Here is a 20,338-nt window from a genome sequence, read left to right as displayed (position 1 = left end):
AACATCGGGGTAATAAGTCATGCCTACGCAACACACGCCGCTGTGCACTGCCTTCGTCCGTCACCAGCGTGTGGCGGCTGGTTCCTATTCGGCTGTGGCCGCTGCCTTGGCGGGCCAGGACCTGACTGCGGGCGCCTTTCTGGTCTTTGACGACGCCACTGGCACCCAGGTCGATTACCCGTGGCCAAGCGGTTATGCGCCTGAGCAACCCGCAGACGCGGCAATCGAGGAAGCACTGCCTGTCACCCCTTCGGTGGGTCGCCCCAAGCTGGGCGTGGTCGCGCGGGAAGTCACGCTGCTGCCGCGTCACTGGGAATGGCTGGGCCAACAACGCGGCGGTGCCTCGGCGGCCTTGCGCCGTTTGGTCGATGAAGCGCGTAATGCCGGCGCCGCGCGTGATCAGGCGCGCCAAGCCAAGGAAGCCAGCTATCGTTTCATGAGCGCCATCGGGGGCGACTTGCCCGGTTTTGAAGAGGCCTCGCGCGCGCTGTTCGCTGAGGATGCGGCGGCGTTTACAACCAGGATCGCTCACTGGCCCATCGACGTGCAGGCTTACCTGGCCTGGCTGTCGCGCAATGCTTTCCCCGTCTAACAATAATTCCGGGACTCGAACCACCATGCAAGTCACCCAGCAACGGCCGTTGTGGCAGGTCTACCTGATCTTTCTGGCACCGATGGTGCTGTCCAACTTCCTGCAAAGCTTTTCCGGCACGCTCAACGGCATTTATGTCGGGCAAATGCTTGGCACCCAGGCGCTGGCGGCGGTGTCGGGGATGTTTCCCATCGTGTTCTTCTTTATCGCCTTGGTGATCGGTTTGGGTGCCGGTGCTTCGGTGCTGATCGGCCAGGCCTGGGGCGCCCAGGAAACCGGGTTGGTCAAGGTGATTACGGGCGCGACCCTGACCTTGGGCGCGCTGGTGGGGTTGATCGCGGCCGTGCTCGGCAGCCTGTTCGCGCGCCCGGCCTTGCAGGCGTTGGGTACGCCGATTGATGTCCTCGACGATGCCGTTGGCTATGCCCAGATGATGATGCTGATCATGCCGCTGCTGCTGGTTTTTATTCTCTATACCCAGCTGCTGCGCGGCGTCAGCGACACGATTTCGCCGTTGCTGGCGCTGATGGTCTCGACCCTGGTTGGCCTGCTGCTGACCCCCGCACTGATTCGCGGCTGGATCGGCTTGCCGCCCATGGGCATTCAGAGCGCGGTGTATGCCGGGCTGGTGGGCAACGCTGCGGCGATGCTGTTCCTGATCCTGCGCCTGCGCCACAAGAACCATGTGATGGCGCCGGACCGTGAGCTGCTCGCCGCTTTGCGCCTGGACCGCGTGATCCTCGGCAAAGTCCTGCGCATCGGCCTGCCAACCGGCTTGCAGATGGTGGTGCTGTCGCTGTCGGAATTGGTCATTCTCGCGCTGGTCAACAGCCACGGTTCCCAGGCCACGGCGGCCTATGGCGCGGTGACGCAGATCGTCAATTACGTGCAATTCCCCGCGCTGTCGATTGCGATCACCGCCTCGATCCTCGGTGCGCAGGCAATTGGTGCCGGGCGCCTGGAGCGTATCGGGCCGATCCTGCGTACTGGCTTGCTGATCAACACCTGCCTGACGGGCGGCCTGATTGTGCTTGGCTACGTGCTGTCGCACTGGTTGCTGGGCCTGTTCATTACCGACGATGCGGCGCGAACCAATGCCGAACACCTGCTGCACATCATGTTGTGGAGCATTTTGGTGTTCGGCTTCCAAGCCGTGGTCGGCGGCATTATGCGCGCCAGTGGCGTGGTGCTGATGCCGGTGGCGATCTCGATTTTCTGCGTGCTGTGTGTCGAGTTGCCGATGGCATACGTGCTCAATGCGCACTTCGGCCTGGAAGGCGTGTGGATGGCATTCCCGGTGACCTACCTGGCGATGCTGGCGCTGCAGACTGCTTATTACCGGTTGGTGTGGCGGCATAAGCAGATCACGCGGTTGGTGTGATTATTTGAAGTGGGTATCGGCCAGCGGCATGATGCTTGCGACATGCCAGCCGTCCTTGCCTTTCAATAACGTCTGGCTGATCAGGAAGGTATCCACCTGAGCGGCCTCGCCTGGATGGCCTCGGGTAAAGGCGACCGGCACCATCAGTTGGGCCACGTCGTCGTTGAGCATCACCACACTGAAGTGGCTCATGTCGGGTTGCAGCTGCCAGGTGCCCTTGTAGTACTCCTTGAGTTTGCTGACGACGGCATCCGGGCCCCAGTTGGCTTCGCCCCGGGCAAACCAGAGCATCTTCGGTGAATCCCAGAGCATGGTCCTTATCCGGGTGAGGTCATGGGCGTTTTGCGCTGCGACAAAACGCGTGAAGAACGCCCGGGTTTCGTCCTCTTGCGGGGTCGCGAAAGCAGGGGTGAGAGCAAGTAACGAGAAGAGGGCGCCAACGGCCAGTGCACAACGTTTCATAAGGGTTCCTCAGGGGATGGTCGCTGAGGTCAAGCTTAGGCCAGCTCAAACACCGGCAAAGGCCATTTAACCCTCGTTTCTGGACATTGAGCTCGCATCGTCGGGGTTTCGCGCCGTGCGTCGTATCACCCGTGGCGGCTCGCCGAATTGGCGAATGAAGGCCCGGCGCATGCGCTCGCTGTCGCCAAACCCGGTTTGGCGGGCGATGTTGTCGAGGGGGTGGCGCCCATCCTGGATCAACGCCACGGCCACCTCGATCCGCAGCTTTTCCACGGCCTTGGCCGGTGAAAGCCCGGTTTGTGCGTGAAACGCGCGGCTGAACTGGCGCAGGCTCAGGTGTGCGGCGTCTGCCAGTTCACTCAACGGCAGGGCGCGATGCAGGTTATTGCGCATGTACGTCATGGCGGCCTGAATGCGGTCGGTCTTGTGTTCCATATCCAGCAGCACCGAGCGTTGTGGCTGGCCTGCGACGCGACGGCTCTGAAGAATGAAGGTTTTCGACACGGCGCGGGCGACTGCCGGCCCCAGATCGGCTTCAACCATCGCCAATGCCTGATCAATGCCGGCGGTCATGCCGGCGCTGGTCCAGATTGGCCCGTCAATCACAAACAACCGTTCTTCTTCCAGCTGGACCTTGGGATAGCGCGCGCGAAATTCGTCGGCAAAGAACCAGTGGGTGGTGGCCCGTATGCCGTCGAGCAAGCCCGCCTGTGCCAGAAAAAAGGTACCGGAGCAGGTGGCCGCGAGACGACGCGTGTGGCCGGCGGCGTGGCGCAGGTAAGCCAGCAGCGGCGCGGTGAATTCGCGGTCACTGCCGCCGCCGATGATGACTGTGTCGAACGCGGTCTGATCAAAGCGTTCGGTGTGCACCACCACGCCCAGGGAGCTGCGTACCGGCCCGCCCTGTTCGGAGAGCAGCTTGACATCGTAATGGGCCTTGCCCACGGCGCTGTTGGAACTTTCGAAGACGGACAGCGCAGCGAAGCTCATGACGCCGAAGCCGGGAAAGGTGATGAAACCGATGCGCTGCATGATGGGCTCCGGGGAAAGGGCTGGCGGGCTGTCTCGAGTGTTTAGGTTTTGCCTGGAAGGGCTGCCGCTGGCTGCTTCAGCCCCCGCAGGAACAGTTCCAGCCCTTGCAGGCTTTCTTCCAGTCGCTGGTCCGGGTCTTCATCGGCAGCGATCCACAAGGCGCTACTGACCAGGCTGCCATTGATCAGGCGCGCCAACGCCTGGCTGGCAGCCGGTTCGATGATACGCTCACGCATCAGGTGTTCCAGCACGGCGGCCAGGGAATCCACACAGTGTTGCTGATGGCTTGATTCAGTGGCGCCTAGAACCGCAGGTGCATCTTGTAAAACAATGCGCTGAATTTCCGCGTCCTGTGCCATGCGCAGGTAGGCACGGCAGCGTTCGCGGAATCCGTCCCAGAGGTCGGTTGCCTCATCGGTGATGCGTTGCAAGTGCGCATCCATCTCGCCGTCGAGTTGAGCCACCACTGCCGCCAACAGGCCTTTCTTGTCACCAAAGTGGTGGTACAACGCGCCCCGTGTCAAACCAGCGCGGGCGGTAAAGTCGTCCATCGACGTGTGGGCATACCCCTGCGTGGCGAAGGCTTCGCGAGCGCTGGCGATCAGGCGGGCGCGGGTGTCTTCGATCTGTTCAGCACGGGCTCGACTCATAGGTAAGGCTCACGATGGGTTCTGAATGATTGACATACGCTGCGTATGTTACGCATGATTTGCCACATACGCACCGTATGTATTTTGCCTTGGTGATTGCAGATAGCAAGTTTCAAGGCGTTGAGGAAGAGGTTGAGCAGGATGGCAAACCCCTACGCCGAGTTGTTCCAGGCCCCAGGCAGCCGGGCTTTTGTATTGGCCGGTATGCTGGCGCGCATGCCGATCTCGATGACCGGTATCGGCTTGATCACCATGCTCTCGCAGGTGCATGGCGGCTATGGCCTGGCAGGCTCGGTGGCGGCGATATTTGCCTTGGCCACGGCGTTTTGCGCGCCGCAGGTTTCACGCTTGGTTGACCGTTACAGTCAGGGCAGGGTATTGCCCGTCGCGGCGTTGATCGGTGGTGGCGCATTGTTGTTGCTGCTGCTGTGCACGCGCTTGCAGGCGCCGAATTGGACCTTGTTCCTTTTCGCCGCCCTGGCCGGTTGCATGCCCAACATGTCTGCCATGGTGCGCGCGCGCTGGACCGAGTTGTATCGCGGTCAGCCCCGATTGCAGACGGCGTTTGCCCTTGAATCGGTGCTGGATGAGGTGTGTTTCATCATCGGCCCACCGATCTCGGTTGGCTTGAGCGTGGTGCTGTTTCCGGAAGCCGGGCCTCTGGTGGCAGCGCTGTTACTGGCGGTGGGCGTGAGCACGTTCGTGCTGCAACGCGCGACTGAGCCGCCGGTGCATGAACACCACGGCCAGCACGGCCGCATGCTGATCGCCTCACCATCGGTACTGATCCTGATGACCCTGCTGCTGGCCATGGGCGTCATCGTCGGCGTGGTGGATGTGGTCAGCGTCGCCTTTGCCCAACAGCAGGGCCAACCGGCGGCGGCGAGCATCGTGCTCTCGGTGTATGCCATCGGCTCGTGCCTGGCGGGCTTGGCCTTTGGCACGCTCAAGCTCAAGGCGCCGTTGCCCCGACAGTTTCTGTTCTGCGGTGTGGCGACGGCGTTGACTACTTTGCCATTGTTGCTGGTCACCAATATTCCCGGGCTGGCCGTCGCGATCTTTATCTCCGGCCTGTTCTTTGCCCCGACGCTAATCGTGTCCATGGCCTTGGTGGAGCAAATCGTCCCGCCCAGCCGCCTGACCGAAGGCATGACCTGGTTGATCACCGGCCTGAGCATCGGTGTGGCCATTGGTGCCGCCAGCTCTGGTTGGATGATCGACCATTTTGGCGCCACCAGCGGGTTTTGGGTGGCGCTGGTGGCGGGTGCGGTGGTGCTGGGCTCAGCGCTGCTGGGCTACCGAAGGTTGGGCTGATCAGCCGATCGCCGGGAAGGGTTCTGCGCAATGATGTTGCAAAAACTCATTCAGCGCCTGGCGTGTCAGGTCATTGAGCGTCACTTTCTTACGGGTCGCTGCCAGGGCTGCTGCCAGATGCAGGTCATGGCCGACCCGCACGTTGAATGAACCCTTGCACGGTTTCTCCGGTGTTTGCCCGAGGGTGTGGCACGTAGCGAGATAGTCTTCCACGGCCTCCCGAAACGCCACGTCCAGCTCTGCGACAGTTTTGCCTTCATAGCTGACCAGCGCCTTGATAAACAGCACTTTGCCGAATAGGCAGTTGTCTTCGAGGCTGGCTTCGATAGAGCCGATGTAGCCATTGTGTTTCAGTTGATTGTTCACTGAATCAGTTCTCCTGATTTCAATTGTTCGATGATCTGGCGCCGAATGTAGTGTTTCAGTTCGTTGCCGGGGTGAGGCCTGTGCAAGGTGATCATTGCACTGGGGTCGCCGATGTCGAATTTGACCCGGCTTCCAGCCCCTTCAATCTGTGTGTAGCCAAGACGCTTGAGTAGCGTTTCGAGCTCTGGCCAGGTAAAGGCCATGCGCTCAGTTTGGCGAGCAGCTTTTCATTTTTGGACACGGCGTTCCCTGCGTGTAACTAAATGTAGTTGCAAAAAGTGGTGTTCGTCAATGCTAGCCCGGCTTCGTCTGTCTTTCCTGACATTGATGTAACCCTTGATGACACCGCGCCTCACGCCCTTCATCCCCCGCTAATTTTTCCCCGCCCGGTTCGTTTTATAGGGACGACGTGCCTTTGTGCTTCCTGCCTATTGTTCCGGACTCCAAGAAATGAATGCTGAAGACTCCTTGAAACTTGCTCGCCGGTTTATCGGGTTGCCCCTGGAAAAACGCCACGTGTTCCTGCAAGCCTTGCAGAAAGAAGGCGTGGATTTTTCCCGGTTTCCGATTCCGGCAGGGGTGGAGGCCGAGGACCGCCAGGCGCTGTCCTACGCGCAGCAGCGCATGTGGTTTCTGTGGCAATTGGACCCGGCCAGCGGCGCCTACAACTTGCCCGGCGCCGTGCGGCTCAAGGGTGCGCTCAGCCTGCGCGCACTGGAGCAAGCATTCGCCAGCCTGGTAGCGCGGCATGAAACCTTGCGCACAGTGTTCCAGCGCCAGGCCGATGAGCGCCTGGAGCAAGTGTCGATAGAGCCTTCGCTTGCCGTCGAACAGCTGGATTTCAGCACCTTGGCTCCTGCCGAGCGCGAGCAGGCCGTCAACGAAGCGGCGACGCGTCAATCGCTGCTGCCGTTCGACCTGGAGCACGGCCCGCTGCTGCGTGTGCAGCTGCTCAAGCTCGACGCCCAGGAGCACGTACTGCTGCTGACCTTGCATCACATCGTCTCCGACGGTTGGTCGATGAACGTGCTGATTGACGAGTTCATCCGCTGCTACGACGCCCATGCGCGCAACGAAGCGCCGCAATTGCCGGCGCTGCCGATCCAGTACAGCGACTACGCCCTGTGGCAGCGCCGCTGGCTGGAAGCCGGCGAGCAAGCGCGACAGCTTGAATACTGGCAGACACGCCTGGGGGATGAGCATCCGGTATTGGAATTGCCGACGGATCGCTCGCGCCCGGCCATGCCCAGCTACCAGGGCACACGCCACAATTTTGCGATTGATCCAGGCCTGGCCACGCAACTGCGCAGCTGTGCGCAGCAGCACAACGTCACTCTGTTCATGCTGCTGCTGGGCGCCTTCAATGTGCTGTTGCATCGCTACACCGGCCAGGGCGATATCCGCGTCGGCGTGCCCATCGCCAACCGTAACCGCAGTGAAGTCGAAGGGCTGATCGGCTTTTTCGTCAACACTCAGGTATTGCGCACCGAGTTGACCGGGCAGACCCGCGTTGCCGAGCTGCTGCAAGGCATCAAAGAGCACGCACTCGGTGCCCAGGCCCACCAGGAATTACCGTTCGAGCGCCTGGTGGAAGCCCTGAAGGTCGAGCGCAGCCTCAGCCATACGCCGCTGTTCCAGGTCATGTACAACCATCAGCCGGTGGTGGCCGACATTGCCTCGGTCAGCACGGCTTCCGGCCTGGAACTGTCCCTCGTGGAGTGGCAGGGCCGTACCACGCAGTTCGACCTGACCCTCGACACCTATGAAAAGTCCGGCACCTTGCACGCCGCGCTGACGTACGCCAACGACCTGTTTGATGCGCCTTCCATCGCGCGCATGGCCGAGCACTGGATCAGCCTGTTGCAGGCCATGGTGGCCGACGGCGAACAGCGTATCGGTGAGTTGCCGATGCTCGCGGCGCAAGACCAGCACGTGCTGGTGCATGCCTGGAACCAGACCGCCGAGGTTTACCCAACCGAGCGCGGCATCCATCACCTGATCGAAGACCAAATGCAGCGCACGCCGGATGCGCCAGCCCTCATTTTTGGCGACACCACACTGACCTACGCCCAGCTCGACGCCCGCGCTAATCAACTGGCGCACGCCTTGCGCGAGCAGGGCGTGGGCGCGGATGTGTTGGTGGGCATCTGCGTGGAGCGCTCCGTCGAAATGGTCGTAGGCCTGCTGGCGATTCTCAAGGCGGGCGGCGCCTACGTGCCGCTGGACCCGGAATACCCGCAGGAACGCCTGGCCTACATGATCGAAGACAGCGGCATTAACCTGCTGCTCAGCCAACACAGTCTGTTGGGGTTGCTGCCCACCGACGGCGTCCAGGTAATTGCCCTCGACCAGGCACCCACTTGGCTCGACGGTTATAGCAGCCAATCGCCTGCGGTGCAGATCCAGGCGTTGAACCTGGCTTACGTGATCTACACCTCCGGTTCCACCGGCAAGCCCAAAGGCGCAGGCAATAGCCATCGCGCGTTGGTCAACCGCTTGTGCTGGATGCAGCACGCCTACGGGTTGGATGCCAGCGACGCCGTCCTGCAGAAAACCCCGTTCAGCTTTGACGTTTCGGTATGGGAATTCTTCTGGCCATTGATGACCGGCGCCCGCCTGGTCGTCGCAGCCCCTGGCGAACACCGCGAGCCGGCGCGCCTGATCGACACCATCGGCCGTCACGCCATCACCACGTTGCACTTCGTGCCGTCGATGCTGCAAGCGTTTATCCATGAGCCGGGCGTACACGCCTGCGCCAGCCTCAAGCGCATTGTGTGCAGCGGTGAAGCGCTGCCATTGGACGCGCAACGGCACGTCTTCGCCAAGTTGCCGGGGGCCGGACTGTTCAACCTCTACGGCCCGACCGAAGCCGCCATCGACGTGACCCACTGGACCTGTGTCGATGAAGGCGCCGACAGCGTGCCCATCGGCCGCCCGATCGCCAACCTCGCCACCTACGTGCTCGACGCGCAGCTCAACCCGGTGCCGGCCGGCGTGTCCGGCGAGCTGTACCTGGGCGGCGTCGGCCTGGCGCGCAGCTACCACCGCCGCCCGGCGCTGACCGCCGAGCGATTTGTACCCAGCCCGTTTATCCACGGCGAGCGCCTGTATCGCACCGGCGACCGCGTGTGCCAGCGCGCCAATGGCGTGATCGAATACCTCGGCCGCCTCGACCATCAAGTGAAGCTGCGCGGCCTGCGTATCGAGCTGGGCGAAATTGAAACGCGCCTGATGCAACATCCTAACGTGCGTGAAGCGGTGGTGCTGGTGCAGGGCGGCAAACAACTGGTCGCCTATTGGGTGCTTGAGGGCGAAGCGCCGACCGATCTCAAGGCGTGGCTGCTCAGCAGCCTGCCGGAATACATGGTGCCGACGCATTTCGTGCACCTGGCCAAGCTGCCCGTCACCGCCAACGGCAAGCTCGACCGTAAGGCGCTGCCGCTGCCGGATGTGGCACCGCAGCAGGCGTTTGTCGCGCCTTCGAGCGCGTTGCAAAAAGCCCTGGCGGCGATTTGGAGTGACGTGCTTGGCGTCGAGCCGGTTGGCCTGGACGACAACTTCTTCGAGCTGGGCGGCGATTCGATCATCTCCATCCAGGTGGTCAGCCGTGCGCGTCAGGCCGGCATTCGTCTCAGCCCGCGCGACCTGTTCCAATATCAGAGCGTGCGCAGCCTGGCGCTGGTGGCGAGCTTTGAACAGGCGGCCGCTATCGATCAAGGCCCGGTGACCGGCGAGGTGATCCTGACCCCGGTGCAGCAATACTTTTTCGCCCAGGCAATCCCGGCGCGGCAGCATTGGAACCAGTCGCTGCTACTGACCCCGCGTGAGGCGCTGGAGCCTGCGCGCCTGGAAGTGGCACTGACCCGACTGATCAACCATCACGACGTACTGCGCCTGCGTTTTGTGCAGCAGGGTGACACGTGGCAGCAAACCCACGGCGCGCCTGTCGCTGAGCTGGCGCTGTGGCAATCCGCTGCAAGCGATAACACACAATTGGCCGCGCTGTGCGATGAAGCCCAGCGCAGCCTGAACCTGGAGCAAGGCCCGCTGCTGCGCGCGGCCTTGGTTCAGATGGCCGATGGCAGCCAGCGCCTGTTGTTGGTGGTGCATCACCTGGCGGTCGACGGCGTGTCCTGGCGCATCCTGCTGGAAGACCTGCAACAGGCTTATCGAGAAGCCACCTTGCCGGCCAAGACCAGCAGCTACCAGCAATGGGCGCAGCAGTTGCAGGCCCATGCGCAAACCCTCGATGACCAACTGCCTTTCTGGCGGGCGCAGACCAGCGACGTCGAACTGCCCTGCGACAACCCTCACGGCGGCCTGCAAAACCGCCTGGGTACCAAGCTCGAAACCCGCCTCGACGCCGAGCTCACCCGCCAGCTTTTGCAGGATGCTCCGGCAGCCTATCGCACCCAGGTCAACGACCTGCTGCTGACCGCGCTGGCGCGGGTGATCAGCCGCTGGAGCGGCCACGCGGCCTTGATTCAACTGGAAGGACATGGTCGTGAAGACCTGTTCGACAGCATCGACCTGAGCCGCACGGTCGGTTGGTTCACCAGCCTGTTCCCGGTGCGTTTGCAGGCCGATGGTGAGCCGTCGGACGCGATCAAATCCGTCAAAGAGCAACTGCGCGCCGTCCCCGACAAGGGGCTGGGCTACGGCCTGTTGCGCTACCTGGGTAACCCCGAATCACGCGAAACCCTGGCGGGCCTGGCTGCGCCGCGTATCACCTTCAACTACCTGGGCCAGTTCGACCGCCAGTTCAACGAGGCCGCGCTGTTTGTCCCCGCCAGCGAGAGCAGCGGCCAGGCCCAGGACGCCGAAGCACCGTTGGCCAATTGGCTGACCGTGGAAGGGCAGGTGTATGGCCGTGAGCTGTCGCTGCAATGGGGTTTCAGTCGCGAGATGTTCAACGCCGCCACCATCCAGCGCCTGGCGGATGACTACGCCACGGAGCTCAAGGCGTTGATCGAGCATTGCTGCGCCACGCCGGCCGGGCAGGTGACGCCGTCGGATTTCCCACTGGCACGCCTCACCCAGCAGCAGTTGGACGCACTGCCCGTGGCCGGGCCCGACATCGCCGATCTTTACCCGCTGTCGCCGATGCAACAGGGCATGCTGTTCCACACCCTGTACGCACCCGAGGCCCAGGCCTATATCAACCAACTGCGCCTGGACATCGATGGCCTCGACCTGCTGAGGTTCGGCCGTGCCTGGCAAGCGGCACTCGACCGCCATGACATCCTGCGCAGCAGCTTCCACTGGCTGGGCCTGGACAGCGCCCACCAGGTGATCAAGCGTCAGGTCGACGTACAGTTACAAGTGATCGAAGACGTGAATGCCGACCTCGATGCGCTCGCCGATGCCGAGCGTTCACGCGGCTTTGAATTAAATACCGCACCGCTGTTTCGCCTGATGCTGGTGCGCGGTGCCGGTTCTGCCTGGCACTTCATGTTCACCAGCCACCACATCCTGATGGATGGCTGGAGTAACGCGCAGTTGCTCGGCGAAGTGCTTGCTCACTACGCAGGCCAGGCGTTGCCGGCGCCGCTGGGGCAGTTCCGCGATTACCTGGGCTGGCTGCAACAGCAGCCTTCGGGCGAGGCGTTCTGGAAGCAGGCCCTGGCGCCGTTGCAAGCGCCAACCTTGCTGGCGCAAGCACTGCGTGCGCCGGTCGATGGCGCGGGGATGGCTGACCATCACGTGCTGTTGGACAACGACTTTACCCAGGCACTCGGCGAATTTGCCCGCCAGCAAAAAGTCACGCTCAACACCGTGCTGCAAGGCGCCTGGAGCCTGTTGCTGCAACGCTACAGCGGCCAGGATTGCGTGGCGTTCGGCGCCACCGTCGCCGGGCGTTCGGCGCCGCTGCCGGGGATCGAGCAGCAGTTGGGCTTGTTCATCAACACCTTGCCGATGATCAGTGCCGCGTCGCCTGCGCAATCGGCCGGCGCCTGGCTCGGTGAGTTGCAAGCCCTGAACCTGAGCTTGCGTGACCACGAACACGTGCCGCTCTACGACATCCAGGCGTGGGCCGGTCAGCAAGGTGCCGCGTTGTTCGACACGCTGCTGGTATTCGAAAACTTCCCGGTGGCCGAAGCATTGAAGCAGGGCGCACCCGCAGGCCTGACCTTCGGCCGCATGCACAACCATGAACGCACCAACTACCCGCTGACCCTGGGCGTCGAGCTGGGTGCCGGTCTGCGCCTGGACTTCAGCTACGACCGCGCGCATTTCAGCGAGCAACAGGTCACGCGGCTGGGCGCCAACTTGCATCACCTGCTGGTGCAACTGGTGGCGGACGCCAGTGCGCCGCTGGGCAACCTGCAACTGCTGGACGCCGCCGCACAGCACGACGTACTTGCCCTCAGCCAATCTGCCGGTGCCGCCCAGCGTCCTCAGCGGGTACATGAGCGCATCGCTGCTCAGGCCCATGCCACCCCTGACGCGCTGGCAGTCCAGGCGGGCAGTGAGCGCCTGAGCTACGCCCAGCTCAACGCGCGGGCCAACCGCCTGGCGCATCGCCTGTTGGCACTCGGCGTGGGGCCGGGCCAACGCGTAGGCCTGGCCAGTCGGCGTGGCCCGCAGCTGATCGTCAGCCTGCTGGCAGTGCTCAAAAGCGGCGCCGCCTACGTGCCGCTGGACCCGAACTACCCGGCCGAACGCCTGGCCTACATGCTGGCCGACAGCCGTTTGGACCTGCTGCTCAGCGAAGCCGGGTTGCTTGCCGACTTGCCATTGCCGCAGGGCCTTACCCGCGTGGATTTCAGCACATCCAGTGAAGAACTGGACGGCTACCCGGCGACCAACCCACCCAACCAAGCGGCGGCGGCCGACCTGGCGTATGTGATCTACACCTCCGGCTCCACCGGCCTGCCCAAAGGCGTGGCCATCGACCACGCTGCCCTTGGCCAGTTCTGCGAAAGCGCCGAGGTCTACAGCCGGCTGAGTGCAAACGACCGCGTACTGCAATTTGCGACCTTCAGCTTCGACGGTTTTGTCGAGCAGTGCTACCCGCCGCTGTGCGTGGGCGCCGCCTTGATCATGCGCGGCGATGAGCTGTGGGACGCCGGCCAACTGGCACGCGAGATCGTCGAGCAGGGCGTGACCCTGGCCGACTTGCCGGCCGCTTACTGGTATTTGCTCGCCAAGGAATGCGCCGCCGACCCACGCACGTTGGGCGACCTGCGCCAAGTGCACGTGGGCGGCGAGGCCATGTCGGTGGAAGGCGTGCGCGCCTGGCACGCGGCGGGGCTGGGCGGTGTGCGCCTGGTCAACACCTACGGGCCGACCGAGGCGACGGTGGTGTCCAGCGTGCACGATTGCCAGCTGACGGATGCCAGTGATGCCTTCGGCGTGCCGATTGGCCGCGCCATCGCAGGCCGTTCGTTGTATGTACTCGACAGTGGTTTCGAACTGCTGGCTACCGACGGCGTCGGCGAACTGTGCATCGGTGCCGAAGCGGGCCTGGCCCAGCGTTATTTCGACCGCCCGGCCTTGACCGCAGAGCGCTTCCTGCCGGACCCGTTTTCCGCGGTGCCGGGTGCACGGCTCTACCGCAGCGGCGACCTGGCGCGTTACAACGAAAGCGGCGCGCTGGAGTACGTCGGGCGTATCGACCATCAGGTGAAAATTCGTGGCTACCGCATCGAAATGGGCGAAATCGAGGCGTGCCTGCAAGCCTTGCCGCAGGTGCGTGAAGCGGCAGTCATCGCCCAGTCAAGTGCAGTCGGCATGCAACTGGTCGCCTACGTGGTGCCAGCCTACGGTCACACCCTGGACGCCCAGAACCTGGCGGCCACTCTGCGCCAGTCACTGCCGGACTACATGGTGCCGGCGCACTGGCAGGTGCTGGATGCCTTGCCACTGAACAACAACGGCAAGCTCGACCGCCGCGCGCTGCCCGCGCCAGACCTGAACCTGCGTCAACAGGCGTATGTGGCGCCACACAGCCCGCTGCAAGTGCAACTGGCGGCGATCTGGCAAGCGGTGTTGCAGGTGGAGCAGGTCGGCCTCACGGACCACTTCTTCGAGCTGGGTGGGCACTCGTTGCTGGCGACCCAGGTGATTTCCCGTGTGCGCCATGAGTTGAAACTGGAAGTGCCGCTGCGCGCACTCTTCGAACAGCCGACACTGCAAGGGTTTGCGACGGCCTGTTCGGGCTTGCAGCAACACAGCGCTCAGCCGCTGGTGGCGCTGGACCGTGGGCAGCCGATGGCGCTGTCTTTCGCCCAGGAACGCCAATGGTTTTTGTGGCAACTGGACCCCACCAGCGCCGCGTACCACGTACCCACGGCGCTGCATCTGCGCGGCCAACTGGACATCACCGCGCTGGAGCGCGCGTTCCAGGCGCTGGTGCTGCGCCATGAGCCGTTGCGCACCACCTTTGTTGAGGACGGTGAGCAGACCTGGCAAGTGATTCACCCCGACCTGAGAATGCCTGTCGAGCAGGCGAGGGCGGAGGCCGCGGCGATCCAGGCCTGTGTGGAGCAAGAGATTCAGCGCCCATTCGACCTGCGCAACGGCCCGCTGATGCGCGTCAAACTGCTGGTGATCGCGCCCGATCATCATGTGCTGGTCATTACTCAACACCACATCATCTCCGACGGTTGGTCGATGCAGGTGATGGTCGATGAGTTGGTGGCGTTGTATCAGGGCCAGGCTTCGCTGCCGGTGTTGCCGATCCAATATGCCGACTACGCCGTGTGGCAGCGCAACTGGATGGCGGCCGGTGAAAAACAGCGCCAACTCGATTACTGGCAACAGCACCTGGGCCATGAACATCCGGTGCTGGAACTGCCGCTGGACCACCCGCGCCCGGCAGTGCAGAGCTTCCGGGGCGCGCGTGAGCAGATTCAACTCGAGCCTGCGCTGCTGGCCGACCTGAAAGCCTTGGCCCAGCGCGAAGACGTGACCCTGTTCATGCTCTTGCTGGCCTCGTTCCAGACCTTGCTGCATCGCTACAGCGGCCAGTCCCGGCTGCGTGTCGGGGTGCCAATCGCCAACCGCAACCGCCTGGAAACCGAGCGGCTGATCGGCTTTTTCGTCAACACCCAAGTCATTCAGGTCGACCTTGACGGGCAGATGGCCTTTGACCAATTGCTCGCCCAGGTCAAGCAGCGCGCCCTCGAAGCCCAGGCCCATCAGGACCTGCCGTTCGAACAGTTGGTGGAAGCGCTGCAACCGGAGCGCAGCCTCAGCCATAACCCATTGTTCCAAGTGATGTTCAACCACCAGGACACCTTGCGTGCCGGCCCGGTGCATCTGCCGGGCCTGGCCTTGCAACCGTTGGATTGGGCAGGCAACACCACCCAATTCGATTTGAGCCTGGAGACCGAAGAGTCCGCCGCAGGCCTGTGGGCTTCGCTGTCCTACGCCACGGACCTGTTCGAGCCCGCGACGCTGACGCGCCTCGCGCAGCATTGGCAGAACCTGCTGCGTGCGGTGGTGAACGACGCGTCGCAGGCGCTGGATGAGCTGCCGATGCTCAGCGAGCAGCAATGGCAGCAGACCGTGCACAGCTGGAACGACAGCCAGGTTGAGTTCCCGCACACACGCTGCGTGCATCAACTGTTCGAAGCGCAAGTACTGGCGACCCCGGAGGCGAGTGCGCTGCAATTCAATGGCGACACCCTGACTTACCGCGAACTCAACCGCCGCGCCAACCGCCTCGCCCATCGCCTGATCGCAGCGGGCGTCGGCCCGGACGTGCTGGTGGCGGTGCATGTCGAGCGCTCGCTGGACATGGTGGTCGGCTTGCTCGCAACCCTCAAGGCCGGTGGCGCGTATGTGCCGCTCGACCCGCAATTCCCGGCCGACCGTCTGGCGTTCATGCTTGAAGACAGCCGCGCCCGGGTATTGCTGACCCAGCCACACTTGGACGGTCGCCTGGCGCAACCGCACGGCCTGCGTGTGCTGTGGGTCGATGACGCGGGCGGCGACGAACACAACCCGCAGGTCAACGTCACGCCGGAGCACCTGGCCTACGTGATCTACACCTCCGGTTCCACCGGCAAGCCCAAGGGCGTGATGGTGCGGCATCAGGCACTGTGCAGCTTTACCTGCGGCATGGCCGATACGCTGGAAATTGGCGCTGATGCGCGGGTGCTGTCGCTGACCACGTTCTCGTTCGACATCTTTGCCCTCGAGCTGTACGTGCCGCTGACCGTCGGCGCCACGGTGCTGCTGAGCGATCAGGCGCTGGCGCTCGATCCGGAGGCGATTCTCGATCTGCTGCACAACCAATCCGCCACGGTGCTGCAAGCCACCCCATCGACCTGGCGCATGCTGCTGGAAAGCCCGCGTGCCGCTCTGCTGAAGGGCATCAAGTGCCTGTGTGGCGGCGAAGCGTTGCCGGTCGACCTGGCCCAACGGCTGCTCGACTTGCAGGGCCCGGTGTGGAACCTCTATGGCCCGACGGAGACCACCATCTGGTCGGCCGCCCATCGTTTATTGGCGGCCGAGCCTTTTGTCGGTCGACCGATTGCCAATACGTCGCTGTTCATTCTCAACGCCGGGCTGACGCCATGCCCGCAGGGCGCGGCCGGTGAATTGCTGATCGGCGGGGTGGGCCTGGCGCGCGGTTATCACGCGCGGCCATCGCTCACCGCCGAACGCTTCGTGCCCAACCCTTATGGCGCCCCCGGCGAGCGCCTGTACCGCACCGGCGACCTGGCGCGCTATCGCCCAGATGGCATAGTGGAATACATCGGCCGTGTGGATCATCAGGTCAAGGTGCGTGGCTTCCGTATCGAGCTGGGCGAAATCGAAGCCTGCCTGCGTGAACATGCAGCGGTGCGTGAAGCCGTGGTGCTGGCCGACAACGACCGCCTGATCGCCTACCTGATGACCTTCGCCCCTGAACAACAGGCGGCGCTGCGTGACCGCTACAAGGCCGATTTGCGCGAGCGCCTGCCGGACTACATGGTGCCTGCGCAGCTGATATTCCTCGATAGCCTGCCCTTGACCCCCAACGGCAAGCTCGACCGCAAGGCCTTGCCCAAGGCGGATGCCGGCGTGCTGCACAAAGCGCATGTGGCGCCCGTCAGCCAGCGCGAACAGCACGTCGCGGCCATTTGGGCCGACGTGCTGGAGGTGCCGCAGGTGGGGCTCGATGACCACTTCTTTGAACTCGGCGGGCATTCGCTGCTGGCCACGCGGGTCGTGTCGCGCGTGCGCCAGGCGCTGGCGCTGGAAGTGCCGCTCAAAACCCTGTTCGAACAGCCGGTGCTCGGTGACTTCGTACGTGCATTGGGCGAGCAGGGCGTTACCGCACCGGCGCTGCTCAAGGCCGACCGCACACAACCGTTGCCACTGTCGTACGCCCAGGAGCGCCAATGGTTCCTCTGGCAACTCGACCCGCACAGCGCGGCGTACCACATCCCCAGCGCCTTGCGTTTGAAAGGCGCGCTCGACGTGGCTGCCTTGCAACGCAGTTTCGACACCTTGTTGGCGCGCCACGAAAGCCTGCGCACGCATCTGCGCCAGGACGCCAGCGGCGCGGTGCAAGTGATCGAAGAACTGGGCCTGATCGACATCGAACGGGCCAGCACCGATGAAGCCGGGCTCAAGGCGCAGGTGGCCGAGGCGGTCGCGCGGCCGTTCGATCTGCTGCGCGGGCCGCTGCTGCGGGTCAAGTTGCTGCAACTGGCCGAGGACGATCACGTCGTCGTACTGGTGCAGCACCATATCGTCTCCGATGGCTGGTCGATGCAGTTGATGGTCGAAGAACTGGTGAAACTGTATGCCGCCTTCAGCGATGGCCACACGCCGCAGCTGCCGGCGCTGCCGATCCAGTACGCCGACTACGCGCTGTGGCAGCGCCACTGGATGGAAGCGGGTGAGAAAGCGCGGCAGCTGACTTACTGGCGCGAGCAGTTGGGCGGCGAGCAACCGGTACTGGAGTTGCCGTTCGACTACCAGCGCCCGGCATTGCCGACCCATCGCGGCGCGCGCCTTGACGTTGAGTTAACGCCGCAACTGCTGGCCGGCTTGCGCAGCCTGGCGAGCGCGGCCGGCGTCACGTTGCCGATGGTGCTACTGGCGGCCTACCAGGCCTTGCTGCACCGCTACAGTGGCCAGGAAGATGTGCGCGTGGGCGTGCCGATCGCCAACCGCAACCGCCTGGAAACCGAAGGCCTGATCGGCTTCTTCGTCAACACCCAAGTGCTCAAGGCCGACATCAACGGGCAGATGAGCGTGGCGCAACTGTTGGATCAGGTGCGGCAACGCTCCCTGGACGCTCAGGCGCATCAGGACCTGCCGTTCGAGCAACTGGTGGAGGCGCTGCAGCCGGAACGCAGCATGAGCCTGAGCCCGTTGTTCCAAGTGCTGTTCAACCACCGCGTGACCTCCGCAGGCCGCCATTTACAGGACTTGCCTGGCCTGCAGGTCGACGTGTTGAGCTGGGATGAAGGCGTGGCCCAGTTCGACTTGGCGCTGGATGTGGAGGAATCCCGCGAGGCGCTGCGTGCGTCCCTGAGTTACGCCACCGATCTGTTTGCCCCCGGCACCATCGAGCGTATGGCCGGGCACTGGCAGAACCTCTTGCAGGCGATGGTTGACGACCAACAGCAGGCCATCGGGCAATTGAACCTGCTGAACCCGGATGAGCAACAGCACATCCTGCAATTGTGGGATTGCACTGATTCGGGCTTCCCCGCGACACGCCTGGTGCACGAAAGGGTTGCCGACCGCGCGCGGGAAACGCCGGATGCCGTGGCGGTGAAATTCGATGCGCAAACCCTCACCTACGGCGAACTCGACCGCCAGGCTAATCGCCTGGCGCATGCGCTGATCGCCCGCGGTGTCGGCCCGGAAGTGCGCGTGGCCATCGCCATGCCGCGCAGTGCCGAGATCATGGTGGCGTTCCTCGCCGTGCTCAAAGCCGGTGGCGTGTACGTGCCGCTGGATATTGAGTACCCGCGCGATCGCCTGCTGTACATGATGGAAGACAGTCGCGCCCAATTGCTGCTCACGCACACCCGCGCCTTGCAGCAATTGCCGATCCCGCAAGGGTTGAACACCTTGGCAATCGATCGCAGCGAAGACTGGGCCGACTACAGCGATGCCGCGCCGCAGGTTGCACTGGATGGCGACAACCTCGCCTACGTGATCTACACCTCCGGTTCCACCGGCATGCCGAAGGGCGTAGCGGTGTCCCACGGCCCGTTGGTGGCGCATATCATCGCCACCGGCGAGCGCTATGAAACCGGCCCGGCCGACTGCGAACTGCACTTTATGTCGTTCGCGTTCGACGGTTCCCACGAAGGCTGGATGCACCCGCTGATCAACGGCGCCAGTGTGCTGATCCGCGACGACAGCCTGTGGCTGCCGGAATACACCTACGCGCAGATGCACCGCCACAACGTGACGATGGCGGTGTTCCCGCCGGTGTACCTGCAACAACTGGCCGAGCACGCAGAGCGTGACGGCAACCCACCGGCCGTGCGGGTTTACTGCTTTGGTGGTGATGCGGTGGCGCAAGCCAGCTATGACTTGGCCTGGCGCGCGCTGAAACCGACCTATCTGTTCAACGGTTACGGCCCCACTGAAACCGTGGTGACGCCGCTGCTGTGGAAGGCGCGCAAGGGCGACCCATGCGGCGCCGTCTACGCACCGATTGGTACGTTGCTGGGCAACCGCAGCGGCTATGTATTGGACGCGCAGCTCAACCTGCAACCCATCGGCGTCGCCGGCGAGTTGTACCTGGGCGGCGAGGGTGTGGCGCGGGGTTACCTGGAGCGCCCGGCCCTGACCGCCGAACGCTTCGTGCCGGACCCATTCGGCAAACCCGGCAGCCGCGTGTACCGCAGCGGCGACTTGACCCGTGGCCGCCCGGACGGTGTGGTGGACTACCTCGGTCGTGTCGACCATCAAGTGAAAATCCGTGGTTTCCGTATCGAGCTGGGTGAAATCGAAGCGCGCCTGCGCGAGCAGGACAGCGTCGGTGAAACCGTGGTGGTGGCCCAGGAAGGCCCGACCGGCAAGCAACTGGTGGCGTATGTAGTGCCGGCTGACCCGGCCCTGATCGATCAGGCCGAGTTCCGCGATGCCTTGCGCCGTGCGCTCAAGACCCGCCTGCCGGACTACATGGTGCCCACGCACTTTATGTGCCTGGCGCAGATGCCGCTGACCCCCAACGGCAAGCTCGACCGCAAAGGCTTGCCCGCGCCGGATGCGAGCTTGATGCAGCAACGTTATGTGGCCCCCGAAACCGAGCTGGAACAGCAGATTGCGGCGATCTGGGCCGAAGTGCTGCGCCTGCCGCAAGTGGGCCTGGACGACAACTTCTTCGAAATTGGCGGCCATTCCTTGCTGGCGATCCAGATCACCTCGCGGGTGCAGTCCGAACTGGGCCTGGAAGTGCCCCTGGTTGAAGTGTTCCAGACCGAAACGCTGCGCGCCTATGTGCAGGCCGCAGCCACTTTCCGCGCCGGCAGCGCGGAAGATTTTGATGATCTTCGTGACTTTTTGAGCGAACTAGAGGCGATTTGAACCATGCTTTCCAACCCTAATATCGATCTGGTCTCGCGCTTTCTT

At 63.5% G+C, this 20,338-nt stretch carries 8 protein-coding genes and 1 pseudogene; 4 read left to right on the top strand and 5 right to left on the bottom strand.

Going from position 1 to position 20,338, the window contains the following annotated elements; all coding sequences use genetic code 11:
• Positions 1-19: 19 nt before the first annotated feature.
• A complete protein-coding gene (locus HX783_RS01710) occupies positions 20-592 on the top strand; it encodes a DUF2239 family protein (protein WP_177015719.1) in 573 nt (190 codons plus the stop codon).
• Between the two features lie 25 nt (positions 593-617).
• Positions 618-1,973 (top strand): MATE family efflux transporter, encoded by a 1,356-nt coding sequence (locus tag HX783_RS01705; RefSeq protein WP_177015718.1) that lies wholly within the window; start codon positions 618-620, stop codon positions 1,971-1,973.
• Here HX783_RS01705 and HX783_RS01700 read toward each other — a convergent pair whose 3' ends face one another.
• From HX783_RS01700 to HX783_RS01690, 3 genes are all read right to left on the bottom strand, one after another.
• Positions 1,974-2,435, bottom strand: coding sequence for a DUF3225 domain-containing protein (locus HX783_RS01700; RefSeq protein ID WP_177015717.1), 462 nt, complete (start codon positions 2,433-2,435; stop codon positions 1,974-1,976).
• 66 nt (positions 2,436-2,501) lie between these two features.
• Entirely contained in the window at positions 2,502-3,467 is a 966-nt protein-coding gene (locus HX783_RS01695; protein ID WP_177015716.1) for a GlxA family transcriptional regulator, read from the bottom strand.
• Positions 3,468-3,508: 41 nt separating this feature from the next.
• The gene (locus HX783_RS01690; protein ID WP_177015715.1) at positions 3,509-4,117 is read right to left on the bottom strand and encodes a TetR/AcrR family transcriptional regulator; all 609 of its coding nucleotides are present in this window, start codon (positions 4,115-4,117) and stop codon (positions 3,509-3,511) included.
• Between the two features lie 141 nt (positions 4,118-4,258).
• On the opposite strand from HX783_RS01690, the gene HX783_RS01685 reads away from it, so the two are divergent.
• Positions 4,259-5,431 (top strand): MFS transporter, encoded by a 1,173-nt coding sequence (locus HX783_RS01685; RefSeq protein ID WP_177015714.1) that lies wholly within the window; start codon positions 4,259-4,261, stop codon positions 5,429-5,431.
• Here HX783_RS01685 and HX783_RS01680 read toward each other — a convergent pair whose 3' ends face one another.
• Both HX783_RS01680 and HX783_RS01675 read right to left on the bottom strand, forming a co-directional pair.
• Positions 5,432-5,797 (bottom strand): type II toxin-antitoxin system HicB family antitoxin, encoded by a 366-nt coding sequence (locus tag HX783_RS01680; RefSeq protein WP_177015713.1) that lies wholly within the window; start codon positions 5,795-5,797, stop codon positions 5,432-5,434.
• Positions 5,794-6,038, bottom strand: a pseudogene (locus HX783_RS01675) (type II toxin-antitoxin system HicA family toxin). The gene HX783_RS01680 and the pseudogene HX783_RS01675 overlap by 4 nt, the downstream one beginning before the upstream one ends.
• Before the next feature lie 209 nt (positions 6,039-6,247).
• On the opposite strand from HX783_RS01675, the gene HX783_RS01670 reads away from it, so the two are divergent.
• Positions 6,248-20,293: a non-ribosomal peptide synthase/polyketide synthase gene (locus HX783_RS01670; RefSeq protein ID WP_177015712.1), complete on the top strand. Its 14,046-nt coding sequence runs from the start codon at positions 6,248-6,250 to the stop codon at positions 20,291-20,293.
• Positions 20,294-20,338 lie beyond the last annotated feature (45 nt).

The sequence above is a fragment of the Pseudomonas sp. D2002 genome (genome assembly GCF_013385735.1).
Lineage (GTDB): Bacteria > Pseudomonadota > Gammaproteobacteria > Pseudomonadales > Pseudomonadaceae > Aquipseudomonas.
The sequence above is the reverse complement of the archived record's forward strand: the minus strand, read 5'-3'. Positions and strand labels throughout refer to the sequence as shown.